Origin of the sequence: Cytobacillus sp. FSL W8-0315 (assembly GCF_038002905.1) — a bacterium.
GTDB lineage: Bacteria > Bacillota > Bacilli > Bacillales > Cytobacillaceae > Cytobacillus > Cytobacillus pseudoceanisediminis.
The window spans coordinates 3436172-3453612 of record NZ_JBBOOC010000001.1 but is presented as its reverse complement, the minus strand read 5'-3'; the positions used below and the strand labels follow the sequence as shown (position 1 = coordinate 3453612).

General features: G+C 42.6%; 13 protein-coding genes and 1 riboswitch. Of the genes, 6 read left to right on the top strand and 7 right to left on the bottom strand.

Features of this window, described 5'->3' with window-relative positions; genetic code table 11:
* Window positions 1-65 precede the first annotated feature (65 nt).
* From MKY20_RS17635 to MKY20_RS17620, 4 genes are all read right to left on the bottom strand, one after another.
* Window positions 66-224, bottom strand: coding sequence for a hypothetical protein (locus tag MKY20_RS17635; RefSeq protein ID WP_009334549.1), 159 nt, complete (start codon window positions 222-224; stop codon window positions 66-68).
* Between the two features lie 160 nt (window positions 225-384).
* Window positions 385-2037, bottom strand: coding sequence for an AMP-binding protein (locus MKY20_RS17630; RefSeq protein ID WP_217024889.1), 1653 nt, complete (start codon window positions 2035-2037; stop codon window positions 385-387).
* A 234-nt stretch (window positions 2038-2271) separates the two neighbouring features.
* Window positions 2272-2670: a secondary thiamine-phosphate synthase enzyme YjbQ gene (locus tag MKY20_RS17625; protein ID WP_217024887.1), complete on the bottom strand. Its 399-nt coding sequence runs from the start codon at window positions 2668-2670 to the stop codon at window positions 2272-2274.
* A gap of 13 nt (window positions 2671-2683) precedes the next feature.
* A complete protein-coding gene (locus MKY20_RS17620; RefSeq protein ID WP_217024879.1) occupies window positions 2684-3478 on the bottom strand; it encodes a VOC family protein in 795 nt (264 codons plus the stop codon).
* 208 nt (window positions 3479-3686) lie between these two features.
* Between MKY20_RS17620 and sda the strand changes: the two genes are divergently transcribed.
* Window positions 3687-3818, top strand: coding sequence for a sporulation histidine kinase inhibitor Sda (sda, locus tag MKY20_RS17615; RefSeq protein WP_009334545.1), 132 nt, complete (start codon window positions 3687-3689; stop codon window positions 3816-3818).
* A gap of 317 nt (window positions 3819-4135) precedes the next feature.
* Here sda and odhB read toward each other — a convergent pair whose 3' ends face one another.
* From odhB to MKY20_RS17600, 3 genes are all read right to left on the bottom strand, one after another.
* On the bottom strand, window positions 4136-5389 hold the full coding sequence (odhB, locus tag MKY20_RS17610) for a 2-oxoglutarate dehydrogenase complex dihydrolipoyllysine-residue succinyltransferase (RefSeq protein ID WP_009334544.1): 1254 nt from the start codon (window positions 5387-5389) through the stop codon (window positions 4136-4138).
* A gap of 1 nt (window position 5390) precedes the next feature.
* Window positions 5391-8234, bottom strand: a complete 2844-nt coding sequence (gene sucA / locus MKY20_RS17605) for a 2-oxoglutarate dehydrogenase E1 component (protein WP_217024875.1) — start codon at window positions 8232-8234, stop codon at window positions 5391-5393.
* A 616-nt stretch (window positions 8235-8850) separates the two neighbouring features.
* The gene (locus tag MKY20_RS17600) at window positions 8851-9090 is read right to left on the bottom strand and encodes a hypothetical protein (protein WP_009334542.1); all 240 of its coding nucleotides are present in this window, start codon (window positions 9088-9090) and stop codon (window positions 8851-8853) included.
* Between the two features lie 164 nt (window positions 9091-9254).
* On the opposite strand from MKY20_RS17600, the gene MKY20_RS17595 reads away from it, so the two are divergent.
* From MKY20_RS17595 to metH, 5 genes are all read left to right on the top strand, one after another.
* The gene (locus MKY20_RS17595; protein ID WP_341002184.1) at window positions 9255-9434 is read left to right on the top strand and encodes an H-type small acid-soluble spore protein; all 180 of its coding nucleotides are present in this window, start codon (window positions 9255-9257) and stop codon (window positions 9432-9434) included.
* Window positions 9435-9634: 200 nt separating this feature from the next.
* A riboswitch (SAM riboswitch) is annotated at window positions 9635-9749 on the top strand.
* A 77-nt stretch (window positions 9750-9826) separates the two neighbouring features.
* Window positions 9827-10939, top strand: coding sequence for a methionine biosynthesis PLP-dependent protein (locus tag MKY20_RS17590; protein WP_341002183.1), 1113 nt, complete (start codon window positions 9827-9829; stop codon window positions 10937-10939).
* On the top strand, window positions 10936-12120 hold the full coding sequence (metC, locus tag MKY20_RS17585; RefSeq protein ID WP_251267233.1) for a cystathionine beta-lyase: 1185 nt from the start codon (window positions 10936-10938) through the stop codon (window positions 12118-12120). The genes MKY20_RS17590 and metC overlap by 4 nt, the downstream gene beginning before the upstream one ends.
* A 4-nt stretch (window positions 12121-12124) precedes the next feature.
* Window positions 12125-13975: a bifunctional homocysteine S-methyltransferase/methylenetetrahydrofolate reductase gene (locus tag MKY20_RS17580; RefSeq protein ID WP_341002181.1), complete on the top strand. Its 1851-nt coding sequence runs from the start codon at window positions 12125-12127 to the stop codon at window positions 13973-13975.
* The gene (gene metH / locus MKY20_RS17575) at window positions 13968-17414 is read left to right on the top strand and encodes a methionine synthase (RefSeq protein ID WP_341002180.1); all 3447 of its coding nucleotides are present in this window, start codon (window positions 13968-13970) and stop codon (window positions 17412-17414) included. Before MKY20_RS17580 ends, metH begins: the two co-directional genes overlap by 8 nt.
* Window positions 17415-17441 lie beyond the last annotated feature (27 nt).

Sequence of the window (17441 nt, the reverse complement as noted above, 5' to 3'; positions counted from 1 at the left end):
GTTTATTATACTATCATTTTCAGAAGATTCTTTTCAAAAAAATAGGACGGAGAATATTCCCCGTCCTAGCTGCATTGGCATACTGTGAACTTTTTTGCTAAAGGAAGCCTGCAGCACAATTTTTCCTTCGTATTTTCCTGAAATGGATCAGCCGTGTTTAGTTCAGCAATTTCCTTAAGCTTAGCTTTATTTAAAATTTCTATGACATAGATGTCCTCATACATTTTCCATTTCTCCCTTCACTTTATCTTTAATCTCATTTTATATACTTTCACGCAGTAAAACATTGGCTGGGAGATTGAGATTTATTAAGACTTATGAATGAGGGAAGGCGGAGTTCCATAAAAAAACCTGCTGGAAAAGTCCCAACAGGTTAAATGTCCTTTATTTCAATGTATTTGCTTTTTCAATGACTTCTTTAGCCTGTTCACGCAATTTGAATTTCTGGATTTTTCCGGATGCTGTCATTGGATACTGCTTAGTAAACTCAATATAGCGGGGGATTTTATGGCGTGAAATTTTCCCTTTGCAGTATTCCCGAAGGTCGGCTGGTGTTAATTCAGCGTCTTCTTTAAGGATTATCCAGGCGACCACTTCCTCACCATATACGGCATCTGGGACTCCAACTACCTGAACGTCCAGGATCGCTGGATGCGTATAAAGAAATTCTTCAATTTCGCGGGGATATATATTCTCTCCTCCGCGAATGATCATATCCTTTAGTCTTCCAGTGATTTTACAGTACCCGTTCTCATCCATTACAGCGAGATCACCTGTATGGAGCCAGCCTTCTTCATCAATGGCTTCTTTCGTAGCATCAGGATTTTTATAATATCCCTTCATGACATGATAGCCCCTTGTACACAATTCCCCTTGTTCTCCAGTAGGTACTTCATTATTGGTGCCTGGTTCCACAATTTTTACTTCCACATTCGGCAGTGCTCTTCCCACAGATTCCACTCTCAGCTCAATCGGATCATCCGTCCGTGTCTGCGTAATAACGGGAGAGGATTCTGTTTGTCCATAAGCAATGGTTATTTCGCTTGCACCCATTCTTTCAATAACGCCTTTCATGACTTCAATAGGGCAATTGGATCCAGCCATTATGCCAGTGCGGAGAGTCGATAGATCATACTTTGAGAAGTCGGGATCATTCAGCTCTGCAATAAACATTGTCGGCACCCCATGCAGGCCTGTACATTTCTCATCCTGGACCGTCTTCAGAACGGCTTTAGGACTGAACTCCTGGACCGGCACAATGGTTGCGCCGACGGATATGCATGCCATCGTTCCCAGCACGCACCCGAAACAATGGAAAAACGGAACAGGAATACATAAGCGGTCATCTTTTGTTAAACGCATGCAATTTGCAATATTATAGCCATTATTAACAATGTTGTTATGGGTTAGCATAACCCCTTTTGGAAAGCCTGTCGTCCCTGATGTGTATTGCATATTGATGGCATCGTCCGGATCCAGGCTCTCCATACGCTCATTGAGTTCTGCGTCTGGAACTGATTCGCCCATCCTGATCATATCTTCCCAGCTGTAAGTTCCGGGAAAACGTTTTTCTCCCATCACGATAACATTTTTTAAAAAAGGAAGTCTTTTGCTTTTCAGCTGCCCTGGCTCAGAATCCTTAAGTTCCGGGACGATACTGTATAGCATTTCTATGTAGGAGGTTTCTCTGAACTTTTCCATCAGAACAATGGTTGTACTGTCAGATTGCTTTAATAGATATTCAAGCTCAGCAGCTTGATAGTTTGTATTAACTGTTACAAGGACAGCCCCCATTTTGCCTGTTGAGAACTGGCATGTAAGCCACTCGGGCGTATTGGTTGACCATGCGGCAATATGCTCTCCTTTTTCAAGACCCAGCTTCATAAACCCTTTGGCAGCAAGCCTGCAATATTCATTAAACTCCTTATAACTCATTCGGAGCCCGCGATCTGCGTAAACTACTGCTTCGTGATCCGGGTGAAGGCCGGCTTTCTCCTCCAGGAGCTTCCCTACTGTTAGGTTCAATAATTCCGTCATCCAGAAATCCTCCTTGGTATATGATGATCTATTCATTGTGTAAAGAGTTCCCTAAGATGCTGATCTAAAACGCTTACATTTTATGTTATCATATATTGCTGAATATTCAATATTTTCATATATTGATAACTTATAAATTTTTCTGGCTCAATTCTCATAACTATAGATTCATCTAATGTGGATTCTCCATAATAAAAAAACTGCCCTTTAATATAGGAGCAGCTTCTTTTATGTTCAATCTGAAATTTTTACATAAAATGTCCTCGTCCTTGGTCCGTCAAATTCACAAAAGTAAATCCCCTGCCAGGTGCCCAGAAGCAGCTGTCCTTCTGTAATGACGATATGCTGTGAGGAACCGACAGTGACCGCTTTCATATGCGCTGCGGTATTCCCTTCCATATGAAGGTCTTTTTGCTGATCCCAAGGATATATTTCATCGAATCGGCGGATCAAATCTGTCTTAACATCCGGATCTGCATTCTCATTTATGGTGATGCCGGCAGTTGTATGCGGGCAATAGACGATTGCTGCTCCTTCAGCGGTTCCGCACTGGTTAATGTATGCCTGTACTTCTGAAGTTATTTCGAGAAACTGGTCTCGTTCAGATGTGTTAACAGTGAATTTCCTTAACAATGGGCTCCCTCCTTTAAAAATAAACAGCTTCAAATAGGGTTATTTCTTTTTCAAGGCCAGGCGAAAGCTGAACAGCAAATGGCTTCTCCCCTCTTTTTTTCAGAACTTCCAAAACCCTTCCTTCATCCTGTAATGGCTGGCAAAAGGTGAGTTTTACTGATCCAATTCCAATGGATGCTCTCTTCTCTTTTCCATTGCTGCTTATGTAAACATCGGTCATGAAATTCGGCATAATCGCCTTCCATGAATCCGCAGACATTTCACAGTCACTGGAGGCTATAAATACTTCTTCGATTTTTTTATTTTCAAGGTTTTCATCAATAAAGCCAAGATGTCGCAGTTCTTCAAATCTTCTATCGTCTTCCACGCCCCAGTCAATAAAGAAAGGATATTTATAATGTGGGTTTTCTTTAAAGAACAGCATCTTCCACGAAAGCAAGCTTCCATCCTGCCTCTTTCTGCTTCCTTCAAAAATTGGAAGGGACTCAAAGCCTTTCCTCTTTAATTCAGCCTTTAGCTCTTCAATATTACTGGTTCGGAAGCAGAGCTGCCCGATGCCTTCCCCTGACGGGAGTTCATCTGTCAGCTGTTTAATGAGCGGGTTTTCAGCAGCAGCGGCAATATGATTTGATTCAATTGATAAAAATTCAATGTATGACTGCCCGATATATAAAAGGCTGTTATATGTCCCCCAGTTCTCATGGCTTCCTCCCAATACTGCTTTATATCCCACATTCCCCCATTTCTTCACTGGTTCAGATGGTTCAGCTTTAATAAAGTGTACGAGATGGTCTAGTGCCAGATTCATTAGCGGCTTCCTCCTTTCAGCAATCTATTTATATAAATCTTACCTTCGGTTTGTATTCGAGTCCACTATCAGCTGCTGAAATGCGCCGCAAAAAATGTCATCATAATGAAATAAATCTTTTCTTTATAAAGGGTTCACAAAAACTTAAAAAACCTTTACAATAATTAAAAATAGAATATTCAATCCATTTAACCAGGAGGTATGCATAATGAAAATTATGAGTAATGAACAGCTGGTCGTCTCGTATCGTGATGCATTGAAGTCAGGGTCTGAAAAGGAATGGATTAGGATATTAAAAACTGAAATTCAAAAACGGGGATTGAAGCCGTTTAAAGAGTAAGTTTCAACTTAATAGTAATTTGCCAAATACTTAGTAAATATGTAGGAGCGGGAGCTATTCCCGCTTTTTTTAATATTTCCGCAAGTATGCTGAAAGATTATTAGCCTTTTTAATATTTTCATATTCCTGTTCACTGAGAACACCGAGTTTCTTTAAAACCGTACTGTATTGCAGTATCTTCATTTGTCTTCGTCTCAAGCTCATCACCTGCTTTTTAATATATTATGCATAACAAGTACAATGTTTCCTTAATGCAAATAATTTTCAATAAAGAAAAAAATAAAACCAGAGCCGATTCCGCTCTGGTTTCTATTTTATTATGCTTCAAAAAGAAGGCTTTCAGGATCTTCGATCAGTTCCTTGACGCGTTTCAGGAATGTGACAGCTTCTTTACCGTCAACAATTCTGTGGTCATAGGAAAGTGCGATATACATCATTGGGCGGTTTTCCATTCTTTCAGCATCAATTGCAACCGGGCGCAATTGGATGGAATGCATTCCAAGAATACCAACCTGTGGTCCGTTCAGGATTGGAGTAGACATCATGGAGCCAAATACACCGCCATTAGTGATAGTGAAGCTTCCACCCTGCAGATCTGATAAAGCAAGTTTATTGTCTCTCGCCTTAACCGCAAGGTCCATGATATCCTTTTCGATTTCAGCAAAGTTTTTGCGGTCTGCATCACGTACAACCGGCACGACAAGACCTTCTGGTGCTGACACGGCAATACCAATGTCATAGAATTTCTTAAGGACAATTTCATTGCCTTGAATTTCAGCATTTAAATAAGGATTTTTCTTAAGGGCTGCTACTACCGCTTTTGTGAAAAATGACATGAAGCCAAGCTTAACATCATTTTCTTCAAAGAATTTATCTTTGCGGTTCTTACGAAGGTTCATCACATTTGTCATGTCCACTTCATTGAACGTTGTCAGCATCGCTGCAGTTTGCTGAACTTCTACAAGGCGGTTTGCAATGGTCTGGCGGCGGCGTGACATTTTGATTCGTTCCACTTCTTTTCCGGCGGCTGGCTGTTCAGCAGGTTTAGAAGCTGCTGCCGGTTTTGGTGCCTGAGCTTGCTGTTTTGCTTGATTTGGATTGAAGGATTCAACATCCTGGGTTCTGATTCTTCCCAGTGGATCAGCTGTCGGCACCTGGCTTAGGTCAATCCCTTTTTCTCTTGCCAGCTTGCGTGCTGCCGGAGAAGCGATCGGACGCTGTCCGCCAGCTTTTTCTTCAGCTGCTGGCTGTTCGGGCTGATCCTCTGCTTTAGGCTGTTCAGCTTTAGGAGCCTCAGGTTTTTCTTCCGTTTTTTCTGGAGCAGGTGCAGCTTGTCCGCTTTCATTAACGATAGCAATGGTTTCACCAACATTAACCGTGTCGCCTTCCTGTGCTTTAATTTCCTGTAAAACACCGCTATGTTCAGAAATGATTTCAACATTTACTTTATCTGTTTCAAGTTCTACAACATAATCCCCTTTATTTACTGTATCACCAGGCTGTTTTAGCCACTGTGCCACCGTACCTTCTGTAATGGATTCCGCCAATTCTGGAACTTTGATTTCTGCCACCTTAATTTCCTCCTTCTTGCTTCCGTGTTAGGGTCTCATCTATTATACGTGCTTGTTCTTTCTTATGAACAGTCGGGTCACCTTCAGCCGGGCTTGAACGGCGTCTTCTTCCAATGTAGCTGACATCGATATCGCTGCCTGCGATTTCTTTCAGTCTAGGTTCAACGAAATTCCATGCACCCATATTTTTTGGTTCTTCCTGAATCCAAACGATTTCTTCTACATTAGGATAGCGGGTTAAAATTTCTTTAATTTGATTCATTGGGAACGGATAGATTTCTTCCACTCGTAAAATATGGAACCAATCCTGATCCTGGTAGTTTTTCAGGTTTTCGGATAAATCAATTGTGATCTTACCTGTTCCAAGAATGATGCGTTTCACTTTTTCGTGATTTTGGCCTAAGCCAGGCTGTTCAATAACAGACTTGAATTCTCCTTCGCTCAATTCGAGTCCATTTGAAGCGACATTCGGATTGCGCAGCAGACTCTTAGGAGACATGATCACCAACGGGCGAACTTCCTCTTTTCCGAGAATGGCAGCCTGTCTTCTTAAGATATGGAAGTACTGTGCTGAAGAAGATAGATTAGCAACTGTCCAGTTGTTTTCTGCTGCAAGAGTCAGGAATCTTTCCAGGCGGGCACTTGAATGTTCAGGTCCCTGTCCTTCATAGCCATGTGGAAGAAGCATGACAAGACCTGATTTTTGGCCCCATTTCGCACGGCCAGCAGCAATAAACTGGTCAAACATTACCTGTGCCGCATTGGCAAAATCACCATACTGAGCTTCCCATAGAACAAGCGTTTCCGGAGCGAATACATTATATCCATATTCAAAGCCTACGACAGCAGCTTCAGATAATGGGCTATTATGGACAGCGAATGATGCTTTAGCCGTTGAAAGCTTGTGCAAAGGTGAATACGCTTTTCCAGTTGTATGATCGTGCAGAACAACGTTTCTTTGTGCAAATGTACCTCTCTCGGAATCCTGGCCAGTCAGTCTGACAGGGGTACCATCAGATAAAATGGTTGCAAAAGCCAGTGTTTCAGCAAGTCCCCAATCAATCTTGCCGTCTCCTTCAAGCGCTTCCAATCTGCGCTGCAGGATTTTGCCGAGTTTATCAAACACTTTGAAATCCTCTGGCCATTTTAATAATTCTTCGTTAATTTGCTTTAATTTATCGACAGACACAGCTGTTTTAATTTTTGGCAGACCCTTTTCGACTGTTTCAGGTGGATTGGTTAACTCCGCCTCTTTCTTTTCTTTTGGAACCTTTTCATAGGCAGCCTTCATTTTTTCCAGTACTTCATGATGAATGCCCTCTGCTTCCTCTTTGGAAATGATCTTTTCATTTAGAAGCTTATCAGCATACAGCGCTTTCACGGTTGGACGCTTGCGAATAATGTTATACATAAGAGGATTAGTCGTCATAGGCTCGTCCATCTCGTTGTGCCCAAATCTGCGGTATCCGATTAAGTCGATAAGGATATCCTTTTGGAATTTCGCACGATATTCACAAGCAATTCTTGCCGCTGCAACTACTGCTTCAGGTTCATCTGCATTCACATGCAGAATTGGCATTTCATAACCTTTGGCAAGATCACTTGCATATCTGGTAGAACGTGAATCATGTGATTCTGTTGTGAAACCAATTGTATTATTGGCAATGATATGGATCGAACCGCCCGTATTGTAGCCAGTCAGCTGTCCAAGGTTCAGTGTTTCTGCTACAATTCCCTGTCCTGGGAATGCTGCGTCTCCATGTATGATAATGGCTAAAGCAGCTTTTGGATCTACTTCAGGATAACCGGCCTTTGTTCTATTATCCTGTGAAGCTCTGGTATAGCCCTCAACCAGTGAACCTACAAATTCAAGATGGCTCGGATTGTTAGCTAATGTCAGTCTGGCTATGGTCGTATTCTCATCTTTGATCTGTTTATCAAGACCAAGGTGATATTTAACGTCGCCTGTCCAGCCGTAATTGATTCCGATAGATCCTTCGGAAGGAACGAGTTCTTTATTTGGCGCATGCTGGAATTCCGCGAAGATCATTTCATACGGCTTTCCAAGCACATGGGCAAGAACATTTAATCTTCCGCGGTGGGCCATGCCGATGTTAATTGTTTTGGCTCCATCAGAAACGGATTCAGAAACAATTTCATCCAGTAATGGAACCATTGTATCAAGACCCTCAATTGAGAATCTTTTCTGGCCAACGAATGTTTTATGAAGGAATTTTTCAAATTCCTCAACTTCAGTCAGTCTTCTTAAAACTTTCAGTTTTTCTGCCTTCTGCATTGACAGTTTATGGCTGTTGGCCCCTATTTTACGGCGAAGCCAGTCTTTTTCGTTTTCATCAAATATATGCTGGAATTCAAACGCAATTGGTCCCATATAAGCGCTTTTCAGGAATTCAATTGCTTCAAGTCCGTTGCGTAATGGATAGGTGGCGTCTTTAGTAATGACACCGGCAGGAATCTCTTTTAAATCATTTTCAGTTAAGCCATATTTGCTCAGTTCGAATAATGCACTTTCAGATTTATTGTTACCCAGCGGATAAATATCTGCAGCCAAGTGGCCATATGTGCGGATATTATCAGCAAGGCGAATCGCAGCAAGTGTTTTTTCAAGCTGTCCGGCATTCATTGGCTGATTTGCTGATGAAGCCATTTGCGGAGTTCCTTCACTCGCTAGAGGGGAACCATTTCTTTCAAAGTAGTCTTTCATTTCAGGATCGATAGAAGATGGATCCTCTAAGTATCTTTCATATAGTTCAATAACGTAGCCAAGGTTGGGGCCATGAAATCCTTGTTCAAAAGGTCCCTCACCATTCGATGGCTTTTTCATGGAAAATTACCTCCATAACTGTTTTTAAGTAAATAATTCAAATACATTTTTCTCCCCTGAAAATACAATACCCGTCTATATGATGCATTAACGTTTTATTTTTACGAATAATAATATTTTTCAGAGGATAAAACGTTTCCACAGTTATTCTAACACGGAAAATCTAGTTGTACAAAGATAAAAACATGAATATAGTGGAAAACTATTAAAAATTTTTTTTTAGTAATTACTTATTCTAATAAAATGTTTTGTTAAATGTTAAACAATTATAAATAAGAAATAACTGGGTGGTTTTTAGGGGTTCATTTTAGATTGTTATTATACTTAAAATGTTGCCCGCTGATTTCAGCACGGGACCTTCTTTCCGCCGGGAGGAACAGAGGTCCTCAGCTCCGCCTGCGCGGTCTCCCGCTCCCTCTCCTGCCGCAGGACATTTAAAAAGGCTTCCTTGACTAATACCGCACGACGAAAATGCGGATGAATTTTCGAGAATCATGTGCCCATAGCGATGATCAGTTCAGGTTAATAACTAAGTTCAAGCAAAAATTCAAAAACATTTTGTAAAAGCACTTTCTTATATAGAAGACAAAATAAAAAAGCCGGCAGTCGTCCGGCTTTAAAAAGTCTCAACTAAGTTAATATAGATTTGTTTCACTGCATTCGCATTTTTTCTGTTTTCTTTTAGGGAAGATTCAATTGCTTCTCTCGTTTCCACAGGAAAATCAAAATGGCCGCAAGTTGTACATTTTTCGAACATGGACCCAGAAACATTTACTTCAATGCCATCCATGGTCTGGAATACTGCTGGACCCTCGGATTCCGCAAACCGGTGGCGGCAGTGGCTATGTTCACGCATATTAGCTCCCCTCCAAGAAAAATTTCATTTACGTTCATTATAAAACAAATATTCTGAACTTTAAAGTGATCCCCTTCTAACATTTTATGCCAGGTTTTTTTCAAAAGAATAATTTGTGTATTTTTAAGACACATTAAAATTATTCAAATTCAGGAGGTTTTTCCATGAATATTGGCAGAGCAAAAGAGATTGCTGAGTCTGCTGAAATGCACTGTGTTACTTTGAATGGCATCCCGATCATCATTCAGCATGTAGATGAGCAGACTAAGACAGCACGTGTTTACACAAAAGCAGATTCTGAAAAAGAAATGGATGTGCCGGTTAACGATTTGATTGAAGAATGAATACCCCAAAAAAACTTTCCAGAATCTGATGGGAAGTTTTTTTGTTCAAAATTTTCCTCATTCCCCCTAAAAAATGGAGACTGAGGGCAAAAGGACGCAAGATACCTGGTCGGATATTTTTTATAACATAAAATATTCAAAAAAGTGTTGACGATTAGCGGTTTACTGTAGTAAAGTTTAGAGAAAATTTAATATTTGATTTCTTATCCAGAGAGGTCGAGGGTAAGGCCCGACGACGCCTCAGCAACCAGCAATCATTTTTTTGATTGAAAAGGTGCTAATTCCTGCAAGTTTCTAAAACTTGAAAGATAAGAAGAATGGCTGATCACATTAAAAAGTCTTCTTCTTATAGAAGGCTTTTTTTTTATTTTTTATAAGGAGTGGTTACAAGCATGTATAATATTGACACCAGATTAGCGCAAATCGGAAACAGGAGCGAGTCAGCAACAGGTGCTGTCAACCCGCCCGTATATTTTTCCACGGCATATCGCCATGAAGGCATTGGCCAGTCAACTGGCTTTGACTATAGCAGAACAGGCAACCCTACCCGCCAGCTGCTTGAGGAGGCAATCGCCGATCTGGAAGAAGGCGACCAAGGCTATGCCTGCAGTTCTGGAATGGCCGCAATTCTTACCATTCTTTCTCTTTTTAAATCCGGAGATGAATGGATTGTATCAAAGGATTTATATGGCGGTACATATCGTCTGCTTGAACAGGGCTTCAAGAAGTGGGGACTTCAGTGCAAATATGTAAATACCAGCAATTCCGAAGATGTTGAACTATTAATCACGGAAAAGACCAAGGCAATATTTCTGGAGACTCCAACTAATCCGCTTATGGAACAGACTGACATTCAATTGATAGCAGACATTGCCCAAAAGCATAATATCCTCCTTATAGTTGATAACACGTTTTATACCCCTCTCCTTCAGCAGCCGTTAAAGCTTGGAGCTGATATTGTGATCCATAGTGCAACCAAGTATCTTGGCGGGCATAATGATGTCCTTGCCGGATTAATTGTTGCAAAAGGCAAAGAGTTATGTGAGGCACTGGCGATGAACCACAATGCCGCAGGTGCTGTCCTTAGCCCTTTTGATTCATGGCTGTTGATCAGAGGGATGAAGACACTCTCTCTCCGCATGGAACGTCATGAAGAAAATGCGAAGGAATTAGCAGAATTTTTATCGGGCCACGATGCAGTAACAGATGTCCTTTATCCCGGCAAGGGCGGCATGATATCATTCCGAATCAAGGATGAATCCTGGGTGAATCCATTTCTGCAGAGCCTCTCCCTTATCTCCTTTGCTGAAAGCCTCGGAGGAGTCGAGAGTTTCATAACTTATCCAGCAACCCAGACACATGCGGACATTCCTGAAGAAATCCGTATTGAAACCGGTGTCTGTAATAGGCTTCTGCGTTTCTCGGTTGGAATAGAAAATGCAGAAGATTTGAAGGCGGATCTTGAACATGCTTTTGCTAAGGTTATTAAGGAGGCAGTACGATGAGTTCGAATTACACATTCCAAACGAAATTACTTCACAATAATCAAAAATTCGACCCGGAAACAGGAGCTGTCAGTGTACCGATCCAGCATGCCTCCACTTTTCATCAAAAAGATATTGATGTGTTCGGAAAATATGATTACAGCCGCAGCCTGAATCCAACAAGGGAAGCACTTGAAGAAGTCATCGCGGAGCTTGAAGAAGGTATTAGAGGGTTTGCCTTTTCTTCTGGAATGGCTGCCATTTCTACAGCATTCCTCCTCTTATCTCAGGGAGATCATGTTGTCATTACAGAAGATGTATATGGCGGAACCTATCGAATGACAACAGAAGTCCTGTCCCGCTTTGGCATTGAGCACACATTTGTTGATATGACAAATCTTGAGGAAGTAAAAGAAGCAATCCGTCCCAACACGAAAGTTTTCTATGTAGAGACTCCTTCCAACCCGCTGCTGAAAGTGACAGATATACAGGCCATCAGTTCACTTGCAAGACAGCATGGAGCCTTGACATTTGTGGATAATACCTTCCTGACCCCTGCCCTTCAAAAACCGCTTTCTTTAGGTGCAGATATAGTGCTGCACAGCGCAACCAAATTTTTATCCGGACACAGCGACGTCGTGGCTGGCCTAGCGGTTGTGAAAGATCCGGATTTAGGTGCAAGACTTGCTTTTCTCCAGAACTCCTTTGGAGCCGTTTTGGGTGTTCAGGATGCGTGGCTTGTGCTGAGAGGCATTAAAACGCTGCAGGTCAGGCTTGATCAGTCTGTGAAATCAGCTAAGAAAATTGCTGGTTTCCTTAATGATCACCCATCTGTTAAGAAGGTGCATTATCCAGGTTTTGCAGATCATCCCGGATATAAAATCCAGAAAATGCAGGCTGTGAACGCAGGTGCCGTCCTATCTTTTGAGCTTGAAGATGAGCTATCGATGAGAAGATTTGTTGAAAATGCGAAAATACCTGTTTTTGCAGTAAGTCTGGGAGCTGTTGAATCCATCCTCTCCTACCCTGCAAAAATGTCACATGCAGCCATGCCAGCATCCGAACGGGAGCAGCGCGGAATAACGGACAGTCTTCTTCGTCTATCTGTTGGCCTGGAGAGCGCAGATGATATTATAGAAGATTTCAAGGCAGCTTTATCTGCTGCCGGAAAAACAAAACATTCGATTTTACAGCGGGGGTGATATTTTGAGTTTCCTAAATAAATTAAAGAATGAAATCATCATAGCAGATGGCGCGATGGGAACTCTTCTGTACTCCTATGGTACCGACAGCTGTTTTGAGGAATTAAATTTATCACAATCTGAACAGATCCAGCACATCCATGAAGCATACATAGGCGCAGGGGCTGAATTGATCCAAACAAATACGTATGCGGCGAATTATCTGAAGCTTCAGCGATATGGACTGGAAGACTCCGTTAAGGAGATTAACAGTGCTGCAGCAAGGATTGCCAAAAAAGCTGCCAAGGAACGCGCATATGTTGCTGGTACAATCGGCGGGATCAGGGGATTCAAGCCCAACATGATTACACTTGAAGAAATAAAAAGAAGCTTCAGGGAGCAGCTTTATTGCCTGCTGCTTGAGGATGTAGATGGTATTTTGCTTGAAACCTATTATGACCTGGAAGAGCTTGAGACTGTCCTTGCCATAGCCAGGAAAGAAACTGATTTGCCGATTATCGCACAGGTGTCTCTTCAGGAAGCGGGTGTTCTTCAGAACCAGACTTCTATCGCTGATGCTTTAGCAAAGCTTGAAGGAATTGGTGCGGATGTTGTGGGAATCAATTGCAGGCTTGGTCCGCATCATATGCTGAAAACTCTCGAAAGTGTGCCTTTGCCAAAGCATGCCTATCTTTCTGCTTATCCAAATGCCAGTATTCCAGCCTATACGGATGGCAAATTTCATTATGAAGGAGATGCAGAATATTTCCGGCAGTCAGCGATTGAATTCCGAAATCAGGGTGTCCGCCTGCTTGGAGGCTGCTGTGGAACAACACCTGACCATATCAAGGCGTTTTCTGACGTTTTAAACGGACTTCCGCCAATAGAGGAAAAAGAGACAAAGGCAATCAATAAAGTCATGGTTTCTGAAAAGCCATCATCATCAAGAGAGCTCCCTCCTCTTCAGGATATTGTCAGGGAAAGGCCTTCTGTCATTGTTGAATTGGATCCTCCAAGGAAGCTTGATACTTCACGCTTTTTCGAAGGTGCAAAAGCATTGAAAGAAGCCGGAATAGATTCTATTACACTTGCAGATAACTCCCTTGCTTCCCCCCGGGTATGCAACTCTGCGCTTGGATATCTCGTCAAGCAGCAGACAGGATTGCGCCCGCTTGTTCATGTGACCTGCAGGGATAGGAATATTATTGGACTGCAATCCCATTTAATGGGTCTGCACGCACTTGGATTAAATGATATTCTTGCCGTAACGGGTGATCCTGCACGTGTCGGTGATTTTCCAGGAGCATCTTCTGTATATGATGTCTCATCATTTGAATTGATCAGTATGATCAAGCAGTTAAATGAAGGGTTATCTTTTTCAGGGAAAGATCTCGGCCAGAAAGCTGCCTTTTCAGTTGCAGGGGCTTTTAATCCCAATGTCCGCTCATTGGAAAAAGCTGTTGGACGGCTTGAAAAGAAAATTGAACATGGTGCGGACTATTTCATCTCGCAGCCTGTTTTTTCTGAAGAGAAGCTGCTGGAAGTTCATGAGGCTGTGAAAGATTTAAAAGCACCTGTTTATATAGGCCTAATGCCTCTTACCGGCAGCCGGAATGCTGAGTTTCTGCATAATGAAGTTCCTGGAATCAAAATTTCCGACAGCATTAGAAACCGGATGGCTTCATTAAAGGATGATCCTGCACAGGCTGGAGCTGAAGGCATAGCTATTGCCAAGTCGCTGATCGATGCCGCGGCAGAGCTGTTTAATGGCATTTACCTCATCACTCCATTTATGCGCTATGAAATGACTGTTGAACTATCAAACTATGCCCGTGAGACAACCGAACGGCTTTCAAGGAGGAAACAACATGCATAAACCATCACTGCAGGAGCAGATAAAAAAGAAAATCCTGATCATGGATGGAGCAATGGGCACCATGCTGCAGAGGGCCGATCTTACCGCTGCTGACTTTGGCGGCGAAGAATATGAAGGCTGCAACGAGAATTTAAATATAACAGCTCCTTCGGTGATCGAACATATTCACCTTGAATATTTAAAAGCCGGCGCAGATATTATTGAAACCAATACCTTTGGCGCAACCAGCATTGTTCTGGCAGATTACGATCTGGAAGAAAAAGCTTATGAACTAAATAAAATTGCTGTTGAAATTGCCAGGGAAGCTGCAGACCGCATTTCAACTCCTGAATGGCCAAGATATGTGGCTGGTGCCATGGGACCTACGACGAAGACGCTGAGTGTAACCGGCGGGTCTACATTTGAAGAAATGATTGCGGCTTATGAAGAACAAGCCAGAGGGTTAATTGACGGTGGAGCCGATCTTCTTCTCCTGGAAACCAGCCAGGACATGCTGAATGTGAAGGCTGGTTTTATCGGCATTGAAAATGCATCAAAAAAGACGGGAATAAAACTTCCGCTTATCGTTTCGGGAACGATTGAACCGATGGGCACGACTCTTGCTGGCCAATCGATTGAAGCATTTTATATTTCGCTGGAACACATGAAACCACTGGCAGTCGGACTCAACTGTGCGACAGGGCCCGAATTCATGCAGGACCATATCCGTTCTCTGTCAGGATTGGCATCTACTGCAGTCAGCTGCTATCCCAATGCAGGATTGCCTGATGAAGAAGGACAGTACCATGAAACTCCGGAATCACTGGCGAGCAAGCTTGAGGGCTTTGCCAAGGAAGGCTGGCTGAATATCGTAGGCGGCTGCTGCGGAACCACCCCTGAACATATTCAGGCGATTGCTGAGTCGGTTAAAGATTATAAACCCAGAAATTATGAGGGGAATTCAGTGCATAAAGTTTCCGGAATTGAACCTCTGATTTATGATGACCCGACATTAACGCCCATTATGGTCGGCGAGCGCACAAATGTAATTGGCTCACGCAAGTTTAAAAGACTGATTGCTGAAGGGAAGTTCGAGGAAGCTGCTGAAATAGGCCGGGCGCAAGTAAAAGGCGGAGCCCACGTAATTGATATTTGCCTTGCAGATCCTGACCGTGAAGAAATGCAGGATGTTGAAAACTTTATCAAGGAATTAGTAAAAAAAATTAAGGTTCCGCTGGTCATTGATTCAACTGATGAAACGGTTATCGAGAAGGCCCTCACCTATTCACAGGGTAAAGCCATCATAAATTCCATTAATCTGGAGGATGGCGAAGAAAGATTCGAAGCAATTGCCCCACTGATCCATCGATATGGTGCAGCTGTGGTAGTAGGTACTATAGATGAAGCCGGAATGGGTGTTACGGCTGAAAGAAAACTGGAAATTGCAAAGCGTTCGTATGATTTGCTTGTAAATAAGTATCAAATTCCGCCTGAGGATCTTATTTTTGACCCCCTCGTCTTTCCTGTCGGCACAGGGGATGAGCAATACATCGGGTCTGCAAAGGCAACGGTAGATGGGATAAGACTTATTAAAGAGGCTTTACCGGAGGTTCAAACCATATTGGGAATCAGTAATGTTTCATTTGGCCTCCCTCCTGTCGGCAGGGAGATATTAAATTCAGTATTCCTTTATCACTGTACTCAAGCAGGACTCGATTATGCGATAGTGAATACGGAAAAGCTCGAAAGATTTGCCTCCATTTCAAAGGAAGAGGTCTTAATGGCTGAAAAGCTTCTTTTCGAAACTACTGATGAATCACTTGCCATTTTCACTGATTTTTACCGGGATAAGAAGAAAGAAAGTAAAAGTGTCCTCCCGGATATGACGCTTGAGGAACGCCTCGCCTATTATATTCTGGAGGGAACAAAAGAAGGGCTGCTGCCTGATCTTGAACTGGCCCTGCAAGCATACCCTGCTCCGCTTGATATCATTAATGGGCCATTAATGAATGGAATGAAGGAAGTAGGAAGATTGTTCAATGATAACCAGCTGATTGTTGCAGAAGTCCTTCAAAGTGCAGAGGTTATGAAAGCATCTGTTGCATATCTGGAGCCATATATGGAAAAGGATGCTGCACAATCTTCATCCAAGGGGAAAATCATCCTGGCAACCGTTAAAGGGGATGTCCATGATATAGGGAAAAACCTTGTGGATATTATTTTAAGCAATAATGGATATGAAGTGATAGACCTGGGAATCAAGGTCTCCCCTGCTGAATTGATTGAAAAAATCAGGCGTGAGAATCCGGATATGGTCGGCCTTTCAGGTCTGCTTGTTAAATCCGCACAGCAGATGGTCATTACGGCACATGACATGAAACAGGCAGGAATCGATATTCCGATATTAGTAGGCGGCGCTGCATTGTCGAGAAAGTTTACAGATACTAAAATTTCCAAAGAATATGATGGACTCGTGCTATATGCCAAGGATGCCATGAATGGACTTTCTCTAGCCAATCAGCTTCAGGAGCCAGAAGAAGTGGAGAAACTGCGGATTCAGCAGGCAGAAAAACAGGCAGCGGTCCTGAATGCAGTCCCTTTTGACCGCGGATCGGTTGCAGTTGCAGTAAAGCCTAAACCAACAGTCAGCACAAAAGTGCCAGTTTTTGTTCCAAAAGACTTAAAGCGGCATTTGCTGAAAACATATTCCCTCTCACATATTGAGCCGTATATAAATAAGCAAATGCTGATTGGCCATCACCTTGGCTTAAAAGGAAACTTGCAAAAGCTGCTTGCAGAAAAAGATGAAAAAGCGATTAAGATTAACACAATGGTTGATGAACTGATTGCTGAAGCAAAAGAGAAAAACTGGATTGAACCAAAAGCAGTTTATCAATTCTTCCCTGCCCAGTCAGATGGCGATAAGGTGTATATCTATGATGAAGATGAAAAAACGATCATTGAAACGTTTGAGTTCCCGCGTCAGGAAACGGAGCCATTCCTATGTCTGGCGGACTTCCTTAGATCAAAAGAAAGCGGTCAAATGGATTATGCTGCCTTCTTTACTGTGACTGCCGGAAAAGGTATACGCGGTATAGCAGACCGTTTAAAAGCCGAAGGCAGATTCCTGGAAAGCCATGCCCTGCAGTCGCTCGCTTTGGAGACAGCTGAAGGGCTTGCCGAGCTGATCCATCGTCAGATACGGGATCGCTGGGGATTCCCTGATCCAGTTGAAATGACTATGAAGGACCGTTTTGCGGCGAAGTACCAGGGACAACGCTTTTCTTATGGATATCCTGCGTGCCCTGATCTAGAGGACCAGAAGAAGCTATTTAAGCTTATACAGCCTGAGGATATCGGGGTTAAGCTAACAGAAGAATGCATGATGGAACCGGAAGCATCTGTCTCTGCAATGGTCTTTGCTCATCCGGAAGCAAGATATTTTAATGTATTAAGATAGTATTAAACCCGGCAATTAAAAGATTGC

Bases quoted from the DNA above. Each gene is read 5' to 3' on its own strand.
- MKY20_RS17635 (WP_009334549.1), bottom strand. From the start codon at position 224: ATGTATGAGGACATCTATGTCATAGAAATTTTAAATAAAGCTAAGCTT.
- MKY20_RS17630 (WP_217024889.1), bottom strand. From the start codon at position 2,037: ATGACGGAATTATTGAACCTAACAGTAGGGAAGCTCCTGGAGGAGAAA.
- MKY20_RS17620 (WP_217024879.1), bottom strand. From the start codon at position 3,478: ATGAATCTGGCACTAGACCATCTCGTACACTTTATTAAAGCTGAACCA.
- sda (WP_009334545.1), top strand. From the start codon at position 3,687: ATGAAAATTATGAGTAATGAACAGCTGGTCGTCTCGTATCGTGATGCA.
- sucA (WP_217024875.1), bottom strand. From the start codon at position 8,234: ATGAAAAAGCCATCGAATGGTGAGGGACCTTTTGAACAAGGATTTCAT.
- MKY20_RS17600 (WP_009334542.1), bottom strand. From the start codon at position 9,090: ATGCGTGAACATAGCCACTGCCGCCACCGGTTTGCGGAATCCGAGGGT.
- MKY20_RS17595 (WP_341002184.1), top strand. From the start codon at position 9,255: ATGAATATTGGCAGAGCAAAAGAGATTGCTGAGTCTGCTGAAATGCAC.
- MKY20_RS17590 (WP_341002183.1), top strand. From the start codon at position 9,827: ATGTATAATATTGACACCAGATTAGCGCAAATCGGAAACAGGAGCGAG.
- metC (WP_251267233.1), top strand. From the start codon at position 10,936: ATGAGTTCGAATTACACATTCCAAACGAAATTACTTCACAATAATCAA.
- metH (WP_341002180.1), top strand. From the start codon at position 13,968: ATGCATAAACCATCACTGCAGGAGCAGATAAAAAAGAAAATCCTGATC.